The organism is Microcystis sp. M049S2 (genome assembly GCF_020245625.1).
GTDB classification, from domain to species: Bacteria; Cyanobacteriota; Cyanobacteriia; order Cyanobacteriales; family Microcystaceae; genus Microcystis; species Microcystis ichthyoblabe_A.
Genome location: NZ_JADBUN010000082.1, coordinates 14,039 through 30,788, shown reverse-complemented (window position 1 = coordinate 30,788; position 16,750 = coordinate 14,039). Strand labels below are relative to the sequence as shown.

13 protein-coding genes and 6 pseudogenes are annotated in these 16,750 nt (G+C 42.3%); 9 read left to right on the top strand and 10 right to left on the bottom strand.

The features are described 5' to 3' along the window. Positions 1-135 precede the first annotated feature (135 nt). The 3 genes and pseudogenes from IM496_RS07060 to IM496_RS07050 all read right to left on the bottom strand — a co-directional run. Positions 136-514 (bottom strand): annotated as a pseudogene (locus tag IM496_RS07060) (transposase); the annotation flags it as partial. 452 nt (positions 515-966) lie between these two features. Continuing rightward, complete coding sequence (gene psbM, locus IM496_RS07055; RefSeq protein WP_002745897.1) at positions 967-1,074, bottom strand: photosystem II reaction center protein PsbM; 108 nt, start codon at positions 1,072-1,074, stop codon at positions 967-969. A gap of 158 nt (positions 1,075-1,232) precedes the next feature. After that, positions 1,233-2,351: a histidine kinase gene (locus IM496_RS07050; protein WP_194016313.1), complete on the bottom strand. Its 1,119-nt coding sequence runs from the start codon at positions 2,349-2,351 to the stop codon at positions 1,233-1,235. A gap of 475 nt (positions 2,352-2,826) precedes the next feature. Here IM496_RS07050 and IM496_RS07045 point away from each other — a divergent pair, with 475 nt between their 5' ends. Continuing rightward, positions 2,827-3,000, top strand: a complete 174-nt coding sequence (locus tag IM496_RS07045) for a hypothetical protein (RefSeq protein WP_002804198.1) — start codon at positions 2,827-2,829, stop codon at positions 2,998-3,000. A 62-nt stretch (positions 3,001-3,062) separates the two neighbouring features. On the opposite strand, the gene corA is transcribed toward IM496_RS07045, so the two are convergent. The 3 genes and pseudogenes from corA to IM496_RS22330 all read right to left on the bottom strand — a co-directional run. Next, the gene (gene corA / locus IM496_RS07040; RefSeq protein WP_194016329.1) at positions 3,063-4,223 is read right to left on the bottom strand and encodes a magnesium/cobalt transporter CorA; all 1,161 of its coding nucleotides are present in this window, start codon (positions 4,221-4,223) and stop codon (positions 3,063-3,065) included. A gap of 90 nt (positions 4,224-4,313) precedes the next feature. Then, positions 4,314-5,591, bottom strand: a complete 1,278-nt coding sequence (locus tag IM496_RS07035) for a recombinase family protein (RefSeq protein ID WP_194016315.1) — start codon at positions 5,589-5,591, stop codon at positions 4,314-4,316. A gap of 396 nt (positions 5,592-5,987) precedes the next feature. Further along, a pseudogene (locus IM496_RS22330) lies at positions 5,988-6,330 on the bottom strand (IS982 family transposase); the annotation flags it as partial. Between the two features lie 126 nt (positions 6,331-6,456). On the opposite strand from IM496_RS22330, the gene IM496_RS07025 reads away from it, so the two are divergent. After that, entirely contained in the window at positions 6,457-6,900 is a 444-nt protein-coding gene (locus IM496_RS07025; protein ID WP_104398058.1) for a molybdenum cofactor biosynthesis protein MoaE, read from the top strand. A gap of 2 nt (positions 6,901-6,902) precedes the next feature. Here IM496_RS07025 and IM496_RS07020 read toward each other — a convergent pair whose 3' ends face one another. Both IM496_RS07020 and IM496_RS07015 read right to left on the bottom strand, forming a co-directional pair. After that, on the bottom strand, positions 6,903-7,982 hold the full coding sequence (locus tag IM496_RS07020) for an AOC03_06830 family ribosome hibernation factor (protein ID WP_194016321.1): 1,080 nt from the start codon (positions 7,980-7,982) through the stop codon (positions 6,903-6,905). 260 nt (positions 7,983-8,242) lie between these two features. Next, positions 8,243-9,805, bottom strand: a complete 1,563-nt coding sequence (locus IM496_RS07015) for a B12-binding domain-containing radical SAM protein (RefSeq protein ID WP_287661612.1) — start codon at positions 9,803-9,805, stop codon at positions 8,243-8,245. Positions 9,806-10,063: 258 nt separating this feature from the next. Between IM496_RS07015 and IM496_RS07010 the strand changes: the two genes are divergently transcribed. Then, complete coding sequence (locus tag IM496_RS07010; protein WP_502861664.1) at positions 10,064-10,225, top strand: CAB/ELIP/HLIP family chlorophyll-binding protein; 162 nt, start codon at positions 10,064-10,066, stop codon at positions 10,223-10,225. 804 nt (positions 10,226-11,029) lie between these two features. On the opposite strand, the pseudogene IM496_RS07005 reads toward IM496_RS07010, so the two are convergent. Further along, positions 11,030-11,245, bottom strand: a pseudogene (locus tag IM496_RS07005) (IS630-like element ISMae26 family transposase); the annotation flags it as partial. A gap of 152 nt (positions 11,246-11,397) precedes the next feature. After that, positions 11,398-12,735 carry a helix-hairpin-helix domain-containing protein gene (locus IM496_RS07000; protein ID WP_194016326.1) on the bottom strand — a complete coding sequence of 446 codons (1,338 nt, stop codon included), beginning with the start codon at positions 12,733-12,735 and terminating at the stop codon, positions 11,398-11,400. Between the two features lie 463 nt (positions 12,736-13,198). On the opposite strand from IM496_RS07000, the gene IM496_RS06995 reads away from it, so the two are divergent. The 6 genes and pseudogenes from IM496_RS06995 (at position 13,199) to gvpA (IM496_RS06975) (ending at position 16,748) form a co-directional block, all read left to right on the top strand. Continuing rightward, complete coding sequence (locus tag IM496_RS06995; RefSeq protein WP_194016327.1) at positions 13,199-13,468, top strand: hypothetical protein; 270 nt, start codon at positions 13,199-13,201, stop codon at positions 13,466-13,468. A gap of 616 nt (positions 13,469-14,084) precedes the next feature. Then, positions 14,085-14,406, top strand: a pseudogene (locus tag IM496_RS22660) (ISNCY family transposase); the annotation flags it as partial. A 68-nt stretch (positions 14,407-14,474) separates the two neighbouring features. Further along, positions 14,475-14,808, top strand: a pseudogene (locus IM496_RS22655) (ISNCY family transposase); the annotation flags it as partial. Between the two features lie 288 nt (positions 14,809-15,096). Further along, a pseudogene (locus tag IM496_RS06985) lies at positions 15,097-15,365 on the top strand (ISNCY family transposase); the annotation flags it as partial. A gap of 580 nt (positions 15,366-15,945) precedes the next feature. After that, positions 15,946-16,161 carry a gas vesicle structural protein GvpA gene (gene gvpA, locus IM496_RS06980; protein WP_002735503.1) on the top strand — a complete coding sequence of 72 codons (216 nt, stop codon included), beginning with the start codon at positions 15,946-15,948 and terminating at the stop codon, positions 16,159-16,161. Positions 16,162-16,532: 371 nt separating this feature from the next. Further along, on the top strand, positions 16,533-16,748 hold the full coding sequence (gene gvpA / locus IM496_RS06975) for a gas vesicle structural protein GvpA (protein WP_002735503.1): 216 nt from the start codon (positions 16,533-16,535) through the stop codon (positions 16,746-16,748). The last annotated feature ends 2 nt before the right edge of the window (positions 16,749-16,750 follow it).

Here is a 16,750-nt window from a genome sequence, read left to right as displayed (position 1 = left end):
TTAGCTTGTAAACAAGCCTGATAGAATGATGGTAACATTTTAAATTTTTGAGTAGTTGCCATAACCACTCTATTTCTTTGGGGGACATTTGGCTAGAGTCTTTATCCTGCCTACCTTTAAACCTCTTTGTCACCCCTTGAGGTATTCTTGATATTTTCCACAGTCAAGGGTAGTTTTGATAGATCATTTGATAGATGGTTTCGTGACTGAGCGATTCTTGACCAGCTTTTTTCAGACGACCTGCTATTTGTTCGGGACTATGATAATCTTTCAATCCTTCTTTCACCAACTCTAAGGCCGACTCGCTGACATTTTTAAAGGGTTGTTTGGCATTTTTGGTGCGCGTCTCGCTTTCAGCTTGTGCTGTGTCAGGTAGATAGCAGCCGAGGGAACTTTGATTCCTTCTTAATTCTCGTGATATCGTGCTTTGATGACATCCGAGCCAGACGGCCATTTGCCGTTGAGATAAATTTCCCTCCTGACTAAGTTGGTAGAGCAAGTTTCTTTGTTCTATGTTAAGATGTTGGGGGCTTCGTTTTTGGGTCTGATTTGTGTTTGTTAATGATCAGACAGTACCTGATGAGCCTTTCTTTGTCAACTCTTGAGGTTGATGCGTTTCATTTTTGAATTGGCGAAGTACGGGCGAAGCATTCGGATGGAAAATCTCCGGTTTCACCGATAGGTTATTGCCCGAATGCTTCGCCCCTACAGGACGCGGGCCGATGAAGACGCAAGGTTTTGAAGCATGATTCTCTCAAAATCTTGCACCTGTTTCGCGAGAAAAGCCACAAAACCCTTACCTTGCCTACATTTCACATTTATTCAGCAAGCCCTAAATACTTTAACTTTTGGCGATTTAGAATCAGGTGACGAAACTAGCATTTTCCCCTAATCGAAGCGAAAAAACCCCGCATGACTTCGAGAAATCACCGGGGTTTTTAGGAAGAATAGGGATAGGGAAGGAATTTAACCCTCGGTTTCCTCTCTGGTTTGGATAAACAGAATCAAGAGGAAAACGGTGGGGACTAGGACGAATAGGATACTAGCGATAAAGCCGAGATTATTTACTTGCATGAGTTAACTCCCTTAAGTGACAACGGATTTGCATTAAAGATTAACTCCTAGAATATCATCCCAGAGAAGCCAAGGCGTTGCTGATTTGAGAGGGGAAGTGGGAAGTGGGGGAGTGGGGAAGTGGGGAAGTGGGGAAGTGGGGATGGGGGCCTTGGTGGTTATCTTTTCGTCCCCTTGACCAGCGCGTTTTTAATTGGTACTTTTGGATCGGTGGCGATGATGTGAAGATCAATATTTTTCTGCCAGATCAGGCGCATGAGTTTTTGGGTGAAAGAACCTTTGATGAAATTCTTCCAGCGCGATTGAAGGCTCTCCCCGATCACAATCTGGGTGATCCGTTCCCGTTCGGCCACTTTGGCGATCGCTGCCGCCACCTGATAGCTTTTAACCCGTAAGAATTTCCCCTCGAATTCCCGACATAAACGTTCGCAGGTTTCGATATGTAAAGCCTCCTCTTTCGTGAGAAAGCGCTCGGGTTTATCGACGAAAATCACGAAAAATTCCGCGTTCATATACCCCGCTATCCGCGCTCCCCGACGTAATAATCGTAAAGAGTTTGGATAGGTGGAAATACAGACTAATACCCGTTCGTGAACGGGACAGGATTGACCGATAAATTTTGTGGAATTACTCGCTTCTTCTTCTACCGTATCGGCCACTTCGCGCAGGGCCAGTTCCCGGAGGGCGATTAAATTACGCCGTTGAAAGAAATTATTTAAAGATTGTTCGATCTTTTCGGGAGCGTAGATTTTTCCCGCTAATAATCTTTCCTCTAGGGTTTCGGCGGTAACATCTACCACGATCACTTCATCAGCTTCCTCCAAAATTCGATCGGGTATTCGCTCCCGCACCACCACCCCAGTGATTCGGGCAACCAGATCGTTTAAACTCTCAATATGCTGGATATTCACGGTCGAGTAAACATCGATTCCCTGGGATAAAATTATCTCCACGTCCTGAAAGCGTTTCTCTCGCTCCGAACCGGGTGCATTCGTGTGGGCTAATTCATCGATCAGACACAGCTGCGGTGAGCGGGCGATAATCGCTTCTGTATCCATTTCCGAGAGAGTGACTCCCTCTTTCTCTAGGATTTTTCTCGGTACGATTTCCAATCCCTCGGCTTTTTCGGCGGTCTCTTTTCTGCCGTGGGTTTCAAGCAGTCCAATCACCACGTCGGTTCCCTGCTTTCTCAGGCTATGCCCCTCCTCCAGCATCTTATAGGTTTTCCCGACCCCCGGGGCCATCCCGATGAAAATTTTATGTCTTCCCCGTCGCACAATTGTCTCCTTTTTGGCAACTTGCCTTGTAGATTAAGATAATTCGATCGTAGCTGGGGGATTGAATATCATCAATGATTCGTTCATTTTTCCTCTGTTTGGTTCATTTAATCCAGAAAATTATTGAGACCATTGTTCAAAAAATTGCTGAAACTCCTCAAAATAATTAACGGTTAGTGCCAATTTCAGTAACTCGCCTAAAATCGATAATAAGGAAATTTTATCGACCGTTTGCTCAATTGACTTGGCGCGATTATGGGCAAATAAGCTCTTTTACCTAGTCATGGCGCTGACCCCTAGACGACTAGCAAGAAACTTCGCCGATATCATCTAACCCTGACATTAGCTAACTTTGTTAGATAAGAACTTTTTTAAGAATTATGATCGGCCTATAATAGTAACTGTAGTCACCCCTATCCTTTAGGGATAATTCTTGGTTTAGGGTTGATGTCCTTCAGCGCAAGCGAGATTGGTTATGAAAATTAGCGAACTAGAAAACTACTTGGCTCAGGTTAAGTTAGAGATTGGTGACATCGATATCGTCTATCAATGTCACAACCAGCACTATAGTTGGTTGGACAAAATTAGAAGCCATCAACTGAAAGTGTTAAAAAATACCGCAGACACTAAATTATTAATTTCTCTGTGATAGCCATTTTCTCTTGCTAGATGCCGGCAAGGTAATCCAGTCTGTCTAATCTGCTTAACAGTTTATCTTTTCTTCACTGTCGATAGGTTCTTAAACCAGCCGCGTCGCCAAAAGAAAATGATTAAACTGAAAGCAACGGTTAGCATCAATACCCAGACGAACACATAGCCCCAATACCATTCTAATTCGGGCATATTATAGGGGGATTTATCAGTATTAAAGTTCATACCATAAATACCGACAATGAAGGTGAGCGGGATAAAAATCGTCGAGATTACCGTTAAAGTTTTCATAATCTCGTTCATTTTATTACTCACGGAAGACAGGTAAAAATCCATTAAACCATTGGCAAATTCCCGGTAATTTTCGATAACATCGAGGATTTGTACCACATGGTCATAACAGTCTCTTAGATAGGGTTTAATGGTTATATCGATGACAATATACTCATCGCGTAAAAGAGCATTGAGGATGTCTCTTTGCGGCCAAATTGCTCGTCGCAGGGAGAGTAATTCCTGACGTAGTTGGTAAATTTTTGATAAAGTCTGCTCCGTGGGACTAGCTAAAATTTCGTTTTCTAACTCCTCGATTCTTTCTCCGTAGGACTCTAAAACAGGAAAATAACCGTCAATAATGGCATCCCAAATCGAGTAGGCTAAATAACCCGATTTTTGCTGCCGGATGGAACCTTTATTTAAACGGATTCTTTCCCTAACTCCTTCCAAAGAATCGTATTGTCCTTCTTCCTGCACGGTTAAAACATAATTCTTCCCGACTATTAAACTGATTTGTTCTAACAAAAAACCCTGATGATCGATCAGGATGGCCATTGGCACTATAATTAAAAGATAATTATCGCATTCTTCCACTTTTGGTCTTTGGGGAATACTGACTATATCCTCAAGGGTTAAGGGATGCAAATGAAAAATTTCCCCCAACTCTTGCAGTTTATCTTCATTACCCAAACCGACGATATCAACCCAAGAGATGGAATCATCGGATAAATATTTAAGACAGTCTTGAGGTAAGAGATTATTAACTATATTGGCTTGTTGAGAATTATAATTAATTAAAAATATCTCGGTAGCAACGGCATTTTCATCGATGGTGATTAACCCCGGCATCGTCCCCGGTTGGTTATAGTGATAATCATAAAGGTGGGGTTTTGTCTCGGAGGATTTTCGCCCTTTTTTATACTTAGTTAATTTCTTGTTATTGCTCATAGTCGAGATCGATCGCTGTTGGCCTTTTCTTAGCATTGATCACTCAAAGATTCCTCAATTTTTAGCTAACTTTAAGATTGTCCAAGATTGTTAAAAAACGAAGATTAAACGTAAATGCCAATTATTAGCCGTTTCTCTCTCGATTTCGATGCGACGGATAAACTCGCGAAAATAAAAACGGCGCTCGATTTCCGATAAATCTCGCCAAAATTGCGGAAAAGCAACGGCACGAGCGATAATAGTCAGGTTATCCGGGGGTAATTGGTCTAAACGTCCTTGAATCTGCGCGATCTCGTTTTTCAGTTTATAGGCCCGTAGATTAGCCGTTTCTCGGTCTAAAATTCCCGCCGCTTCTAGGGAGGGCAATTGCGACAAAATATCGTTTTTTTGCCCTATTTCCTCGCTCATTCTCCGTTTGATCGCCTCTAAATCTGGTAAAGATATCTGGGCGATCGTCGGCGGTAGGTCTTGACAAATGCGCTCGATTGTGCTGTCGAGAATTTTCTCATAAGCGATAGCCGAACATTTTTTTGTCCGGGGACATTGCAAAGGTCGCAAATAGAGGTATTCTAGTCCCTTTCCTCGCGCTGTCACTTTGGTAATCGTCATCCCCGATTGACATTGACTACAGACGACTAAACCCGCTAAGGAACGCGGGGCGCTGGCACTGCGGGGGGGTAATTTGCGATTATTTCTCAGGATGCGATCGATCTGGGCTGCTTCTTCCCGGGAGATAATCGGGGTGTGGGTATCGGGGACAATATCTTGACCGAGATAGCACAAATCGCCTCGATAAACGGGATTAGTTAGCCATTTATGGGCAGTAGCTACCGATATCTTTTTGCCGTAGCGTTTTTCTAGATAGCGCACCGTGGAACGCAGGGAAGCGGAAATCAAAAAGCGATCAAAAAAGTCTTTGACTACCGGTGCGGTACTGCGATCGAGTATATAACGCTCCTTGCCGCGACGATAACCGTAGGGTGCTTTTCCGGGGGGAGGCAAAGCTTGCAGACGATTGTGAGTGTGACCTGCTTTTAAACGATTACTTAGTTCGTTTTTTGATATTTCTTGCAGAATCTTGGCAAAATTCAGCTTATAATCCGGGTCTTCCAGGGCAATTATATCTATGTCGAGGGCTTCTAAGGATTGTAAAATTTTGCTAACTTCCGTGCCATTGTCTCCCAATTCTGCTAGGCGACGCAGGATCAGCAGTCGGGGGGGAGTACCTTGACAATCGCGGAGCAGTTGCTGCCGTTGTGAGCGATCGCCAAAATCCTGATACACTTGTTCGGGAGAATAGTCCCAAATCGAGGCATCGGGGGGACTATCGAGCAGGGGGTTAGTATAGGTGTAGGCGATAATTTTCATGTTTTGCCGAAATCATCCTATAGATAGGGTTTGCTGAAAAAGTTTTTCGTGGGGGCAGGGTGTGGGCTTCGGCCGTGAGCTCAGCCGAACCGCCGAACGGGTGTAGGGTGTAGGTTTTTACCGATTCTCATCTGGTCAATTATCTAATTTTCAGAGAAAAAGTCCTGGAATTTTCCCCCCGATCCCCGCAATGGCTGGCACTTTTTGAGGGGAAAAAAGTCTAAAAGTTTTATGCAACAAGGTTTTTAGATTTATTCAGCAGACCCTATGTGGTCTATAGCGTTTCCTAAGCTAGTGAGGTACACCTATTTTTCTTTACCTTTTGCCTTTTGCCTAAAACCCATAACTTTTGTACCTCAGCAGACTGAAAAACGCTATATATTCAACGGATTTAGTATGACTACTGATGCGGCGATTATGGCAGACCTGAATTTTGCTGGCATCGACAAAGCTAATCCCCGTGTAACGACCAAAACAATGCTTCCAGTAAACGCACAAAGGGATGAGAGTCGAGGGCATCCATTCGATAAAACGTTGATAGCTAGGCAGTTGGGGGAACTCTTGTCGCCAGTAGAGACAAACAGGATCGAGGTAGAAATGTTGAAAATTACGGTAGTGGTTTTGATGGAATACGTTTATGAGCTTTATTATCGGGCCAAAGCGTTGTCTGTTCTAATTTAGGTTCAAATACACGGCATCCGTCATCGACAGGACAGAAAAGAGCTTCTAGACTAGACATAGATGGATTGGGGGTGCTGAGTTTATATATTTTTCAGCTTACTAGCTCCCGCCTTTTCTTCCCTCCCTTATCCCGAACTGACGTTATTTACTATTTACTGTTTACTGATCACTGAAAAAAGCATCCATGACTCAAGATAATTTTCGCATCAGTTTTGCTCCTCTATCTTTGCAGGAAGTATATCAATTAGCCGACGATGGAGCTAATGGTGCTGTTGTACTAATGAGTGGCACTGTACGGGAGCAAACCGACGGTAAACCAGTTATTTATCTTGATTATCAGGCCTACGAACCCATGGCGATGGAGGTTTTCCGGCAAATTGCTCGGCAAATTCGGCAAACCTGGCCCGACACCAATCGAGTTGTCATTCACCATCGCACTGGTAAGCTCAAAATCGGTGAAATTAGCGTCTTAGTAGCGGTGGGTTGTCCCCATCGGGGGGAAGCTTTCGCAGCCTGTCGTTATGCTATTGATACTCTCAAGCATAATGCCCCCATCTGGAAAAAAGAATACTGGTCTGATGGTTCTAGTCAATGGGTTAGTATTGGGGCTTGTGAAACGGCGCATTAGGTCTAATAACGCAAAATTAAGGCAATTTTTTGGTAATCGTTCAAGGAATCTTCATCGACTAAAGCTACACGTCCTCCCTTGGCCAATACCACTTCGATAATTTCATCCACTGCATCATCGATTACCTCCGTACCACCGACGTTTTCCACCAGTATCAAATCACCATTTTCGCTTAAAACTGCGGGTACATGGTAATTTTTATCCACTAATAACAATTTTCCTCGACCTTCCTGCGCTAAACGCCACACTTCTCCCAGGGTAGAGATAACTTTTTGAGCGCTGACTGCTGCGTCCAAAGCTTGCAGGGCTTCAGTTTTTTGAGTCTGACGCACTGAATGCATAATCGGCAATACTTGTGGAATTAATTCTGACAGTGAGGTTTTGTCAAAATTGCCGGTTAAAGTGCCAACAATTGCTGATGTGTACTGTGAAACTTCTTGAAAGAAGGAAATTTGACGAACCACTCCACCCACAATCAAAGGGGAAGAATCATCAATGTCAATGTATTCACCCAGAGCATTATCTACCTGTTGGAAAAATCGTCGGATTCTATCATCTAGATAACTGGTATCGGCATCAAAGGGCAGTGGTGCGGTGGCCCCCGGTCCAGTCATTTCTAGGGGAAAATTCTGATCGCGAATTTCTTCAAGAGTTTCTCCTGTAGCTGAGATTAAACGAGTAGAACCCTGACTTAATAGTAACAGCCAATAGGGTTGTTCTCGATGTAATCCATAAACTAAATCCCGTGTGGCAAAGGTTTTATCGATGACAACTCTTGCCTGGACAGAAAAAGGCAGGTTATAAAGCTTGGCAATATCCGGACCAATATAGAGAGCTAACCCATCTAGAGTATAAGGATAATCTATTTCAGCCACGAGACTATCGAGGCGCTCGAACAAAGGTTCGATTTCACGTTTAGAGAATTCTTCCGATAATCGGCGCTTTGCTTCATCGACCAAATTTTTAACTAGAATAGGGTCTTGTTTGTTATCCGGTGAGGTGCGATGGGTAGGTAAGAGAATGGAAAGGGCGGGTATTTGAGTTAGGGATTGTAGTTTCTTAAGTTCTTGACGAGTAATCATTGATTTTAGCTTGATTGATAGGGTTAAGTAGCTAAAAATACTGGCTTTATCCAGATTTTCTCGATTTATTCAGTATTCCAGCTAACATTTTAGGTAAAAAATGTAATTATATCTAGAAAATTAAGAATTTATACTGAATTGCTTTGGCAGAGATTGAGGGAATTTTTAACCGGAAAATAGGAATAGTATTGATTTATCGATCGTCCACCATCAGGACAGAAAATATTAAGGATGGGTAAATAAACCCATCCTCGGAATAATTAGGCCGCTATGGCGGTTTTTTCCGCCATTAATGCCTCTTGGCGTTGGAATTCGGCTAATTGTGCCGTAATTTCATCCCGAACAATCTGACGGTATTCCAGGAAATGCTCGTTGTGGGCGCAGACAGTGATATAGTGTTCGGCATTGGCGGGATTATGACGCAAAATACCGAATAAATTCTGCCAGAATTTCCAGCGAGTGGAACGTTTAAAGCCCTGTCGCCAGATAATTACCGCTAGGGCATAGAGATCGGCCCGGCGAGGCAGTTTAAAGGCAGGTTTAGCTTTAGGTGCCCCTAATTTCAGGAAACAGCGATAGGTGCGATCGAGAAATACCTCCGGATCGTACAATGTCCAGAAGGCTTCAATATATTCTGTGGCAATATCTTCGATCGGCCGGGTGGGAACGAAATTCATCAGGGTACTTTGGTTAATGTCCTGTTTCCCCGTTAATCGTAGTCGTCCTTCTTTTTCCAAGCGAGTCCATAGGGCGGTATTCGGTAAAGCTTGTAACATTCCAAAGAGAGCCGTGGGAATGGCCGCTTCTTCGACAAAATTAATAATGCGATCGGCTGCTCCTTTTTTCTCGCCATCAAAACCGATGATAAATCCCGCCATGGGGCGCAATCCGGCTTTAATAATCTTTTCTACCGTCTCGGTTAAGGAACTACGGGTATTTTGGAATTTTTTGGTTAATTGTAAACTTTCTTCGTCGGGGGTTTCAATACCTAAAAAGACCGCATCAAAATAACAATCGACCATCATTTCCATTAATTCGGGATCGGCGGCTAAATCCACCGACGCTTCCGTGTTAAACCGGAAAGGATACTGGTGTTCTTCTTGCCAAACTTTTAATTCTTTGAGGAGTAATTTAACGTTGCGCTTGTTGCCGATAAAATTATCATCCACCATGAACACGCCCCGGCGCCAACCTAATTCGTAGAGATAATCTAATTCTTTTAATAATTGTGCGGGGGTTTTGGTGCGGGGTTTACGACCGTAGAGAACGATAATATCGCAAAATTCGCACTGGAAGGGACATCCCCGCGAAAACTGCACTGACATGGAATCATAAGCTTCAAAATCGAGCAGATCGTAGCGGGGGATCGGGGTAATTGTCACATCGGGTTTTTCTGTGGTGCGGAAAACACCTTTGGTTTCTCCTCTTGCCAATGCTTCCACAAACATCGGGATGGTGATTTCTCCCTCATCGAGGATCAGAAAATCGGCCTCGGCCACTTCGTGGGGGATAGAAGTGGGATAGGGACCACCCACGGCCACCAGTTTACCCCGTTGTTTGGCTTCGTGAATTTGTTCGATTAAATCTTGACGTTGCACAATCATGCCGGAAAGAATCACTATTTCGGCCCAGTCCCATTCTGCTTCTGTCACTGCCCGAATATTGCGATCGACCAGTTTAAATTCCCATTCCTGCGGTAAAATCGCCGCCACCGTTACCATACCCAGGGGAGGAAGTAAGACTTTGCGATCGACTAATTCCAGAATTTTGTTATAGGACCAGAAAGTCGGCGGAAAAACGGGATAAATCAGTAAGGCACGCATATTCACTCCTCGCTCGATGGCGATCGATTCTTGACCTTTCGCTTGATTGTAATCTTTTTCGGTCAGGGATGGGAAAACGGTTATTTAGTCCTAGAACTAGGATCAGGCTTGTTTTTCGGCCGCCATTGCCAAACCTTGACCCTACCCCCATAAATGTTTATGGTCAACATCAATAAAATTTATGTAAAGAAATGTTGCATAGTCGGGAAAGTTATGTTACATTAAATATCAAGCACTTGACTTAAACGCAATTTTCTTATAGGAAGGCAACTCACCATGGATAAGCAAGAAAACAAACTCGGCTTCACCGCTTTCGCTGAAAACTGGAATGGTCGTTTAGCCATGCTCGGTTTCGTTATTGGCGTAGCTACGGAATACTTAACCCACAAAGGCATCCTTGCTCAATTAGGCCTAATGTAATTTGAGCCTCGATTGCTGTGCATCTACAATCATCTTGAATAAATTATCAAAAAAGGGGAGGAGCATAGCTCTTTCCCTTTTTAAGTGGGAGGTTGGGGAGATTTTTCGGTGATCAGTCAACAATAATCACTCATGGTGAAGCTAAGTAGTGAGTAGTAAGCTGTTCGTAATTTAAATTGCTTGTTGAGACGAGGCAAGAGGCAAAAGGCAACAGTAAAGGGATTGGGGGAGGTTCGGCTAATTTAAGAATAAGCGGTTTAAATGCGTCTTAGCTTATCAATAGGGCAGAGGGAATCTTGAAGAATTACCCAAAATCCCAGAAATGTTGAATCCGTACATAAAACTTTACATACAAGCTGGTGAGAACAGGTGTTCGCCCAGAGAGCTAAGTTTCCCTCTTGTAATAAAATTAAGTTAACGTAGCGAAGTTTATTAAGTAAAGTATCCCCAGATAAGTAGGTAGGCGTTAAAAATTATCAGATCCCCCCACCTATCGGCACCACCCTTATCAAGGGGGGCAGGGGGGATCGAACCTAAAATCCATTTTTAATCTAATTATAACCAGCTACTTATTGGAGGAATTTACCTAAGCTGCAAAATCAAATATACGATTAATATTGTATAAATTTGAATGGTGACAGCCATAACCCGACATTTTACACTAAATCTGGTTATTAAAAACTGATTATTTATTCACCCTGTTGCCTATCCTCAACGGATTTAGTATTACTTGTTTCTTAGAGCCGATATAAACCAATTCCCCTTCTTCTTCAAATTCTAATTTATAGTTACACTAAATCTGATTATTAAAATTATCAGTTGTTCACTATTTAACTTGGTTGGCGGACTTCCTCCTTGCGGACGAGGACGGATATCTCCTCTTTCTTTATGTTGCTTCAATAACTTCTGAATAAAGTTTTTAGCCACGTCAAATCTCTGGGCTAGTCCTCGAATGGAAATTTTTTCTTTCTTCCAGACATCGATAATTTTTTGGCGAAAATCTACGGAATAGGCTCTCATAGGAAGCTGGCGAGTTCTATTATTTGTCTATTTGCTTTTCATTGTACCTCATAGCTCCAAGAATTGCTATATTATCGAAACCGGAAATCGAAAAGTTTTTACAGGAACAATATTGGCGCAATCATGGCCCTTAGATAATTGCCAGTTAGCATTTAATGATTAATCAAAGGTGCAGAATTAGCCAGAAAACCAGCAACTTTCAGGGACTCTACCACTGAATTGTCATCCTCTACCCAATAGTTTTGTCCTAAACGCACAAATTGACGCTGAGTTCCCGCACCGATGGTGGCAATAACGGGAACTTTTGCCTTTTGTTTGTCTCCCGATTGCAGAATACTTTTAAGAAGATTTTGACGATTTTGGTTGACAACATCTTGCAGTGATAAATTAACCATCACCATTTTAATGGCTTCGATCGGTTCCGCATCTTCGATAATTAATTGTACCCGATCATCTCGGCGATCCACTTTTCCCCATACCATTAAAGTTGCTTCCTCCACTAATAACTTTTGCAGACGTTCGTAGGTATCGGAAAAAATCACCGCTTCCGATTGTCCCGAGGCATCTTCTAGGGTTAAAAAGGCCATGGGAGTACCTTTTTTGGTCATAATTTTCTTGACGGCATTTAATAGGACAATTGCACTGACTTTTTTTCTTGTTTTGTGTTCTTCTAAGTCAGCTAAATTGATAGGAGATAGGACTTGAGCAGCTCTTTGTAAAGCTTTTAAAGGATGTTCGGAAACATAAAAACCCAAATGTTCTTTTTCCAGTTTTAACTTTTCTTGTAGGGAAAAATCTTCCACTGCGGTTGCACTGGGAGACTGTTCAAACTCTGATTCTTGTTTATTTTCTGTGCTACCCCCTAGCATATCAAAAATATTCATTTGACCACTTTCTTTCTCTTTGGTGCGTTTTTGCGCCCAAGCAACTACTAATTCTAAATCTTCAATTAATTGATGGCGATTGGGTTGAATTTTATCAAAAGCACCGCAATAAATTAGCGTTTCTAAAGCTCTTTTATTGATCACTCGCAAATCAACACGCTCGCAAAAATCTCCTAAGGAAGTAAACTTTCCTCCCGCTGCTTCCCGGGCCTTTAAAATAGCCTCGATCGCATTTTCGCCCAGATTTCTAACTGCGGACAAACCAAAGAGAATTTTGCGCCCAATCGGGGTAAAATGTTTTTGCGATCGATTGATGTCGGGAGGTTCGACATCGATATTCATTTTCTGACAGTTTTCTCGATACTTTTCCACCTTATCCTGATTATCGCTACTAGCAGTTAGTAACGCTGTCATATATTCCACAGGATAATTAGCTTTTAAATAAGCAGTTTGATAGGTGACGTAAGCATAAGCGGTAGAGTGAGATTTATTAAAACAATTGGAGGCAATTAACCCGTTGCCCAGCAAAAAATTATGATCTTTCTCTACACCAATATCGTAAACGGGTTTTCTTCCCAAGGATTGACGACCGATAATTTTAACCATATTAGTAACTCAACTCTCCAGATATTTTTGTAACGGTGCTAATGTAAATATGGCATTTCTTGGCTCAACTAGGCTCCCCAAGACAAAAAAATTACCATATTAATAACTAAAGTGTATATTCTACCTACAATAGGTTACGATCAAATTAAACAACATCATCGAAAATTTTGGGCTGAAACCCCGCCGTTTTAGGTTGGCTTTAATTTAAATACTAGCGCATTGACACGATATGTTCTAGAGTGGTACTGCCAGTAAAAATATTTTGGCCGCAGAGCTTGCGGTGTCAGTCTGTAGAGCTACTATGCAAACCTAGACAAAATGCAGCAGTTAAGATAGCCAAGAAACCTTGCCACTGAAGGCAAGGGCCTAGATCGTAACTTGACAAGAGGTCAGCGCTCGGTAGTGCGCGGATTGTGTTATAATTCTGGCCAAGCCATCAAGGGATTTGAAAAGGAGTAACACCATGAGTCTATCTTCAGAAGCCTATCGCCAAGCCCTCGTGCGGGATGGAGAACGGCGCTATCGCGAATGGCACCAAAATTATCACAACTACTGCCGTCAATCAACGGCGGAATACCAAGCTCGTTGGGACCAACAACGTCCAACAAAGCCTTGGATTTCCTCGGAAGCCTACCGCCAATTTTTAGTCAAAGATGGGGAGCGGCGTTTTGCGGAATGGCATGGCCAGTTTTTAGACTATCAAAGACAATTTCTGGCCAGTCAATCCACCTAAACCAACGTCAACCAATCCGCATTACAGCAATCTCTTAAAATAGTGGCTAGAGTCCCCGAAAAAATAGCTAATACCAATTTTCAATAGTCCTGGCAGGCATTCTACCACCCCCACCCCCCCTTGCCCCACCCGAAGTCGGGTATGCAAGGGGGGGTATCGCATCTCAAAAGCTATTGACAATCGGCTAACTTTGTGATCCGTGTGGGCATTTCAAGTGATACCAGTCAATCAAAATAGTTACGAAATCTTAACATTTAGTCGATTTTTGTTTAACAGTTGAGATGAGAAATTATACTCGAGTACGCCTGGATCGCCCTCTGGGTAGGCAACTCACATGAAGTTCATTTTGTCAAGGGTTGTTAAGATGTGTTTACCTTACCATATTGCTTATTCGGTATGAACTGTGTAATATACTTATTACTCTCGGCTCGCAGATCACTATAGATGGTGTTTTGACAACTGATAAAACCTACCCGAAGTCGAATTAGTTCAACTTATGCCAGTACAGGCAGTGGGTGGCTTAATCCAAAAACACCATATGTGGAAAATGAGCGAACCGTCAGTTTATCAATAAAAATAATTGGCTCAAATCAATCCTTTAAACCCTAGCTTGATCATGACTTTTCTGATAAGTATCTCTTTATGGCTCGTGGAGGGCTTACTCAAATATCGCCCTAGCACGGAACAAAATCCCCCCACTGGTTTGCCTGTATTTACTTGTCCTAGTTGTGGTTCTCAGCATACTATTAAGAACCGTTATATTCCTAAGGGGAACCCCAAACGTCACTGTCAAGAATGTGGTCAACCGTTTGTGATCAATCCCACTAATAAAACTATCTCTCCCGATACCAAGACAATTAATCGATCAACTCTTGCTCGAACGAATTTCCTGACGAGGAATTGCGAGAGTAAGAGGGGTAAATTGGTCATGGTTACAAAATTATGTCAACGTCTCGACTTCGCGGTTCGGCTGAGCTCACCGTCGAAGCCTGAGCGAAGCCGAAGGGTCAACAATAGACTGGCGGCTGTTCCCCGTCAACTCAAGGTTTCGGACAAACCAAAAGGTAAATTGCTCACAGAATGTCATCAGATGTGTCCTTTGGTTTTTTCTAAGACAATAAAAGTCTATATTTGGCTGGCAATTGATAGAAAGGCAAGGGAACTTATTGGTGGCTATTATAGGGTATAAGACCAGGCAATCAGCTAAAAGACTTTTGCCAAGTTTACCCAGTGTTTACCGACAATGTGCTGTTACTTACACTCATTTTTGGGAGTCATATAAGACAATAGTTCCGAGTAAACGTCATCGAGAGGTACAGCCAAGAAACTGGTCAAACTAATCCCCTTGGAAGACTTGATAAGACCTTTCGACCAAGGATTTCTCGGTTGGTGAGAGAGATTCTATAAAAAAAATGGAGAATCACCTTGGGGAGCCTTTTGGTATTTTATCCATGACTACAATGCACAGCAAAGCCAAGCATTAAGGCTCCATCACAACTACCAAATCACCACCAGGAAAAATCAAAAGGTAAATTAGTCCTGCTCTTCTTGACTTTGTGTGATAGTTTTTGCTTATGTAAGGTGAAATGCTTACTGGACAAGACTTTTAGGAATATTTTGAAGAGCCATTAGTCCTAGAGTGTGATGAAATGTAGTCATTGGTTTTTTTAAGACGATAAAGGTTTACATTTGGCTGGCAATTGATAGAAAGACAAGGGAAATTATTGGCGGCTATTGAGGATATAGGAGTCGCCAGTCAGCCAAAAAACTTTGGGGCCATTTTACCCGGTGCTGACCGATAATGTGCTGTTAATTACACTGATTTTTGAGAGTTATATAAGACAGTAATTCCGAGTAAACGTCATCGAGTGCTAGGAAAAGAAACTGGTCAAACTAATCCCATTGTGAAGACTTAATAATACCTTTTGACCAAGTATTTCTCTGTTGGTGAGAGAGAATCTATCTTTCTCTAAAAAAATGGAGAATCACCTTGGTGCTGCTTGGTATTTTATCCATAACTACAATGCGCAGCAAGTCAAAGCATTAAGGATCCATAACTACTAGAGAACCATCACCAGAAATTTTTGTCAAGTAAAAATCGTACCAAATTTAGATGAGCTTACCCTGTATAGATGATTTCCTGACCTCAGATCACATTTTATTGTCTTGTCAACTTCAATCTAAAAACCGAGAAAAAAGCAAAACCGTCCATCGTACCATAAAAAAATTATGCAATAGGTCTAATGTATCGGACTTATCTGAGAAATGATTACACACTTCTTAACGAAAAAAATGAGAAATCCCTACATACTTCTTAACAAAAAACATCTAACTTAGGTATTGACAACGACAAATACAGGGTGTTATCTTTAAAAGTGCGGAAGTGATGAAGGCAGAAAACCCAAATAAGTTTCTGAATCCTCCATGACCTCAGCATTGTACAAACTCTATGAAAACAACAAAAAGGTACACCTACCATGGCAGTTGAAAAAACTAACTCTTCCTCTAGCTTGGCTGAAGTTATTGACCGTATTCTTGACAAAGGTATCGTTATTGATGCCTGGGCTCGCGTATCTCTGGTGGGCATCGAATTATTAGCGATTGAAGCTCGTGTAGTTATCGCTTCTGTTGAAACCTACCTCAAATATGCTGAAGCTGTTGGTCTGACTCAATCTGCAGCGGTTCCTGCTTAAGGACTGATTCCAGATTCTCCCATCTGCTCAGTGAAAACCCTACTGGGGTTTCCAGATTCTTAGCTTTTCTTTGATCCCTATTGAGTTTAGTTACCTCTCTCTTGGGGCGCAATAGTCTATAATCGACAGTTTGGCACGGCAACGGATAGCGAAACAAAGCTAGATCCATACAAATTGTTTTTGTAAACGTGATTTTGTCCTTTGTAGCTAGGTTTACCCCCTACCACCAGAGTGTGGGACTCACTATTTTTCGGAATAGAAAGTCATTTTTGGTGTGGAAGCTGCGCCCCCTGAGATGCGGTAGTTCGATAGACCAATTTTGGGATCAGCACTGTACACTTTCTATACAAACAACAAAAAGGTCTATTACCATGGCAGTTGAAAAAACTAACTCTTCCTCTAGCTTAGCTGAAGTTATTGATCGTATCCTTGACAAAGGTATCGTTATTGATGCTTGGGCTCGCGTATCTCTGGTGGGCATCGAATTATTAGCGATTGAAGCTCGTGTAGTTATCGCTTCTGTTGAAACCTACCTCAAATATGCTGAAGCTGTTGGTCTGACTCAATCTGCAGCGGTTCCTGCTTAAGG

Bases quoted from the DNA above. Each gene is read 5' to 3' on its own strand.
- psbM (WP_002745897.1), bottom strand. From the start codon at position 1,074: ATGCAAGTAAATAATCTCGGCTTTATCGCTAGTATCCTATTCGTCCTA.
- IM496_RS07045 (WP_002804198.1), top strand. From the start codon at position 2,827: ATGAAAATTAGCGAACTAGAAAACTACTTGGCTCAGGTTAAGTTAGAG.
- corA (WP_194016329.1), bottom strand. From the start codon at position 4,223: ATGAGCAATAACAAGAAATTAACTAAGTATAAAAAAGGGCGAAAATCC.
- IM496_RS07035 (WP_194016315.1), bottom strand. From the start codon at position 5,591: ATGAAAATTATCGCCTACACCTATACTAACCCCCTGCTCGATAGTCCC.
- IM496_RS07025 (WP_104398058.1), top strand. From the start codon at position 6,457: ATGACTCAAGATAATTTTCGCATCAGTTTTGCTCCTCTATCTTTGCAG.
- IM496_RS07020 (WP_194016321.1), bottom strand. From the start codon at position 7,982: ATGATTACTCGTCAAGAACTTAAGAAACTACAATCCCTAACTCAAATA.
- IM496_RS07015 (WP_287661612.1), bottom strand. From the start codon at position 9,805: ATGCGTGCCTTACTGATTTATCCCGTTTTTCCGCCGACTTTCTGGTCC.
- IM496_RS07000 (WP_194016326.1), bottom strand. From the start codon at position 12,735: ATGGTTAAAATTATCGGTCGTCAATCCTTGGGAAGAAAACCCGTTTAC.
- IM496_RS06995 (WP_194016327.1), top strand. From the start codon at position 13,199: ATGAGTCTATCTTCAGAAGCCTATCGCCAAGCCCTCGTGCGGGATGGA.
- gvpA (WP_002735503.1), top strand. From the start codon at position 15,946: ATGGCAGTTGAAAAAACTAACTCTTCCTCTAGCTTGGCTGAAGTTATT.
- gvpA (WP_002735503.1), top strand. From the start codon at position 16,533: ATGGCAGTTGAAAAAACTAACTCTTCCTCTAGCTTAGCTGAAGTTATT.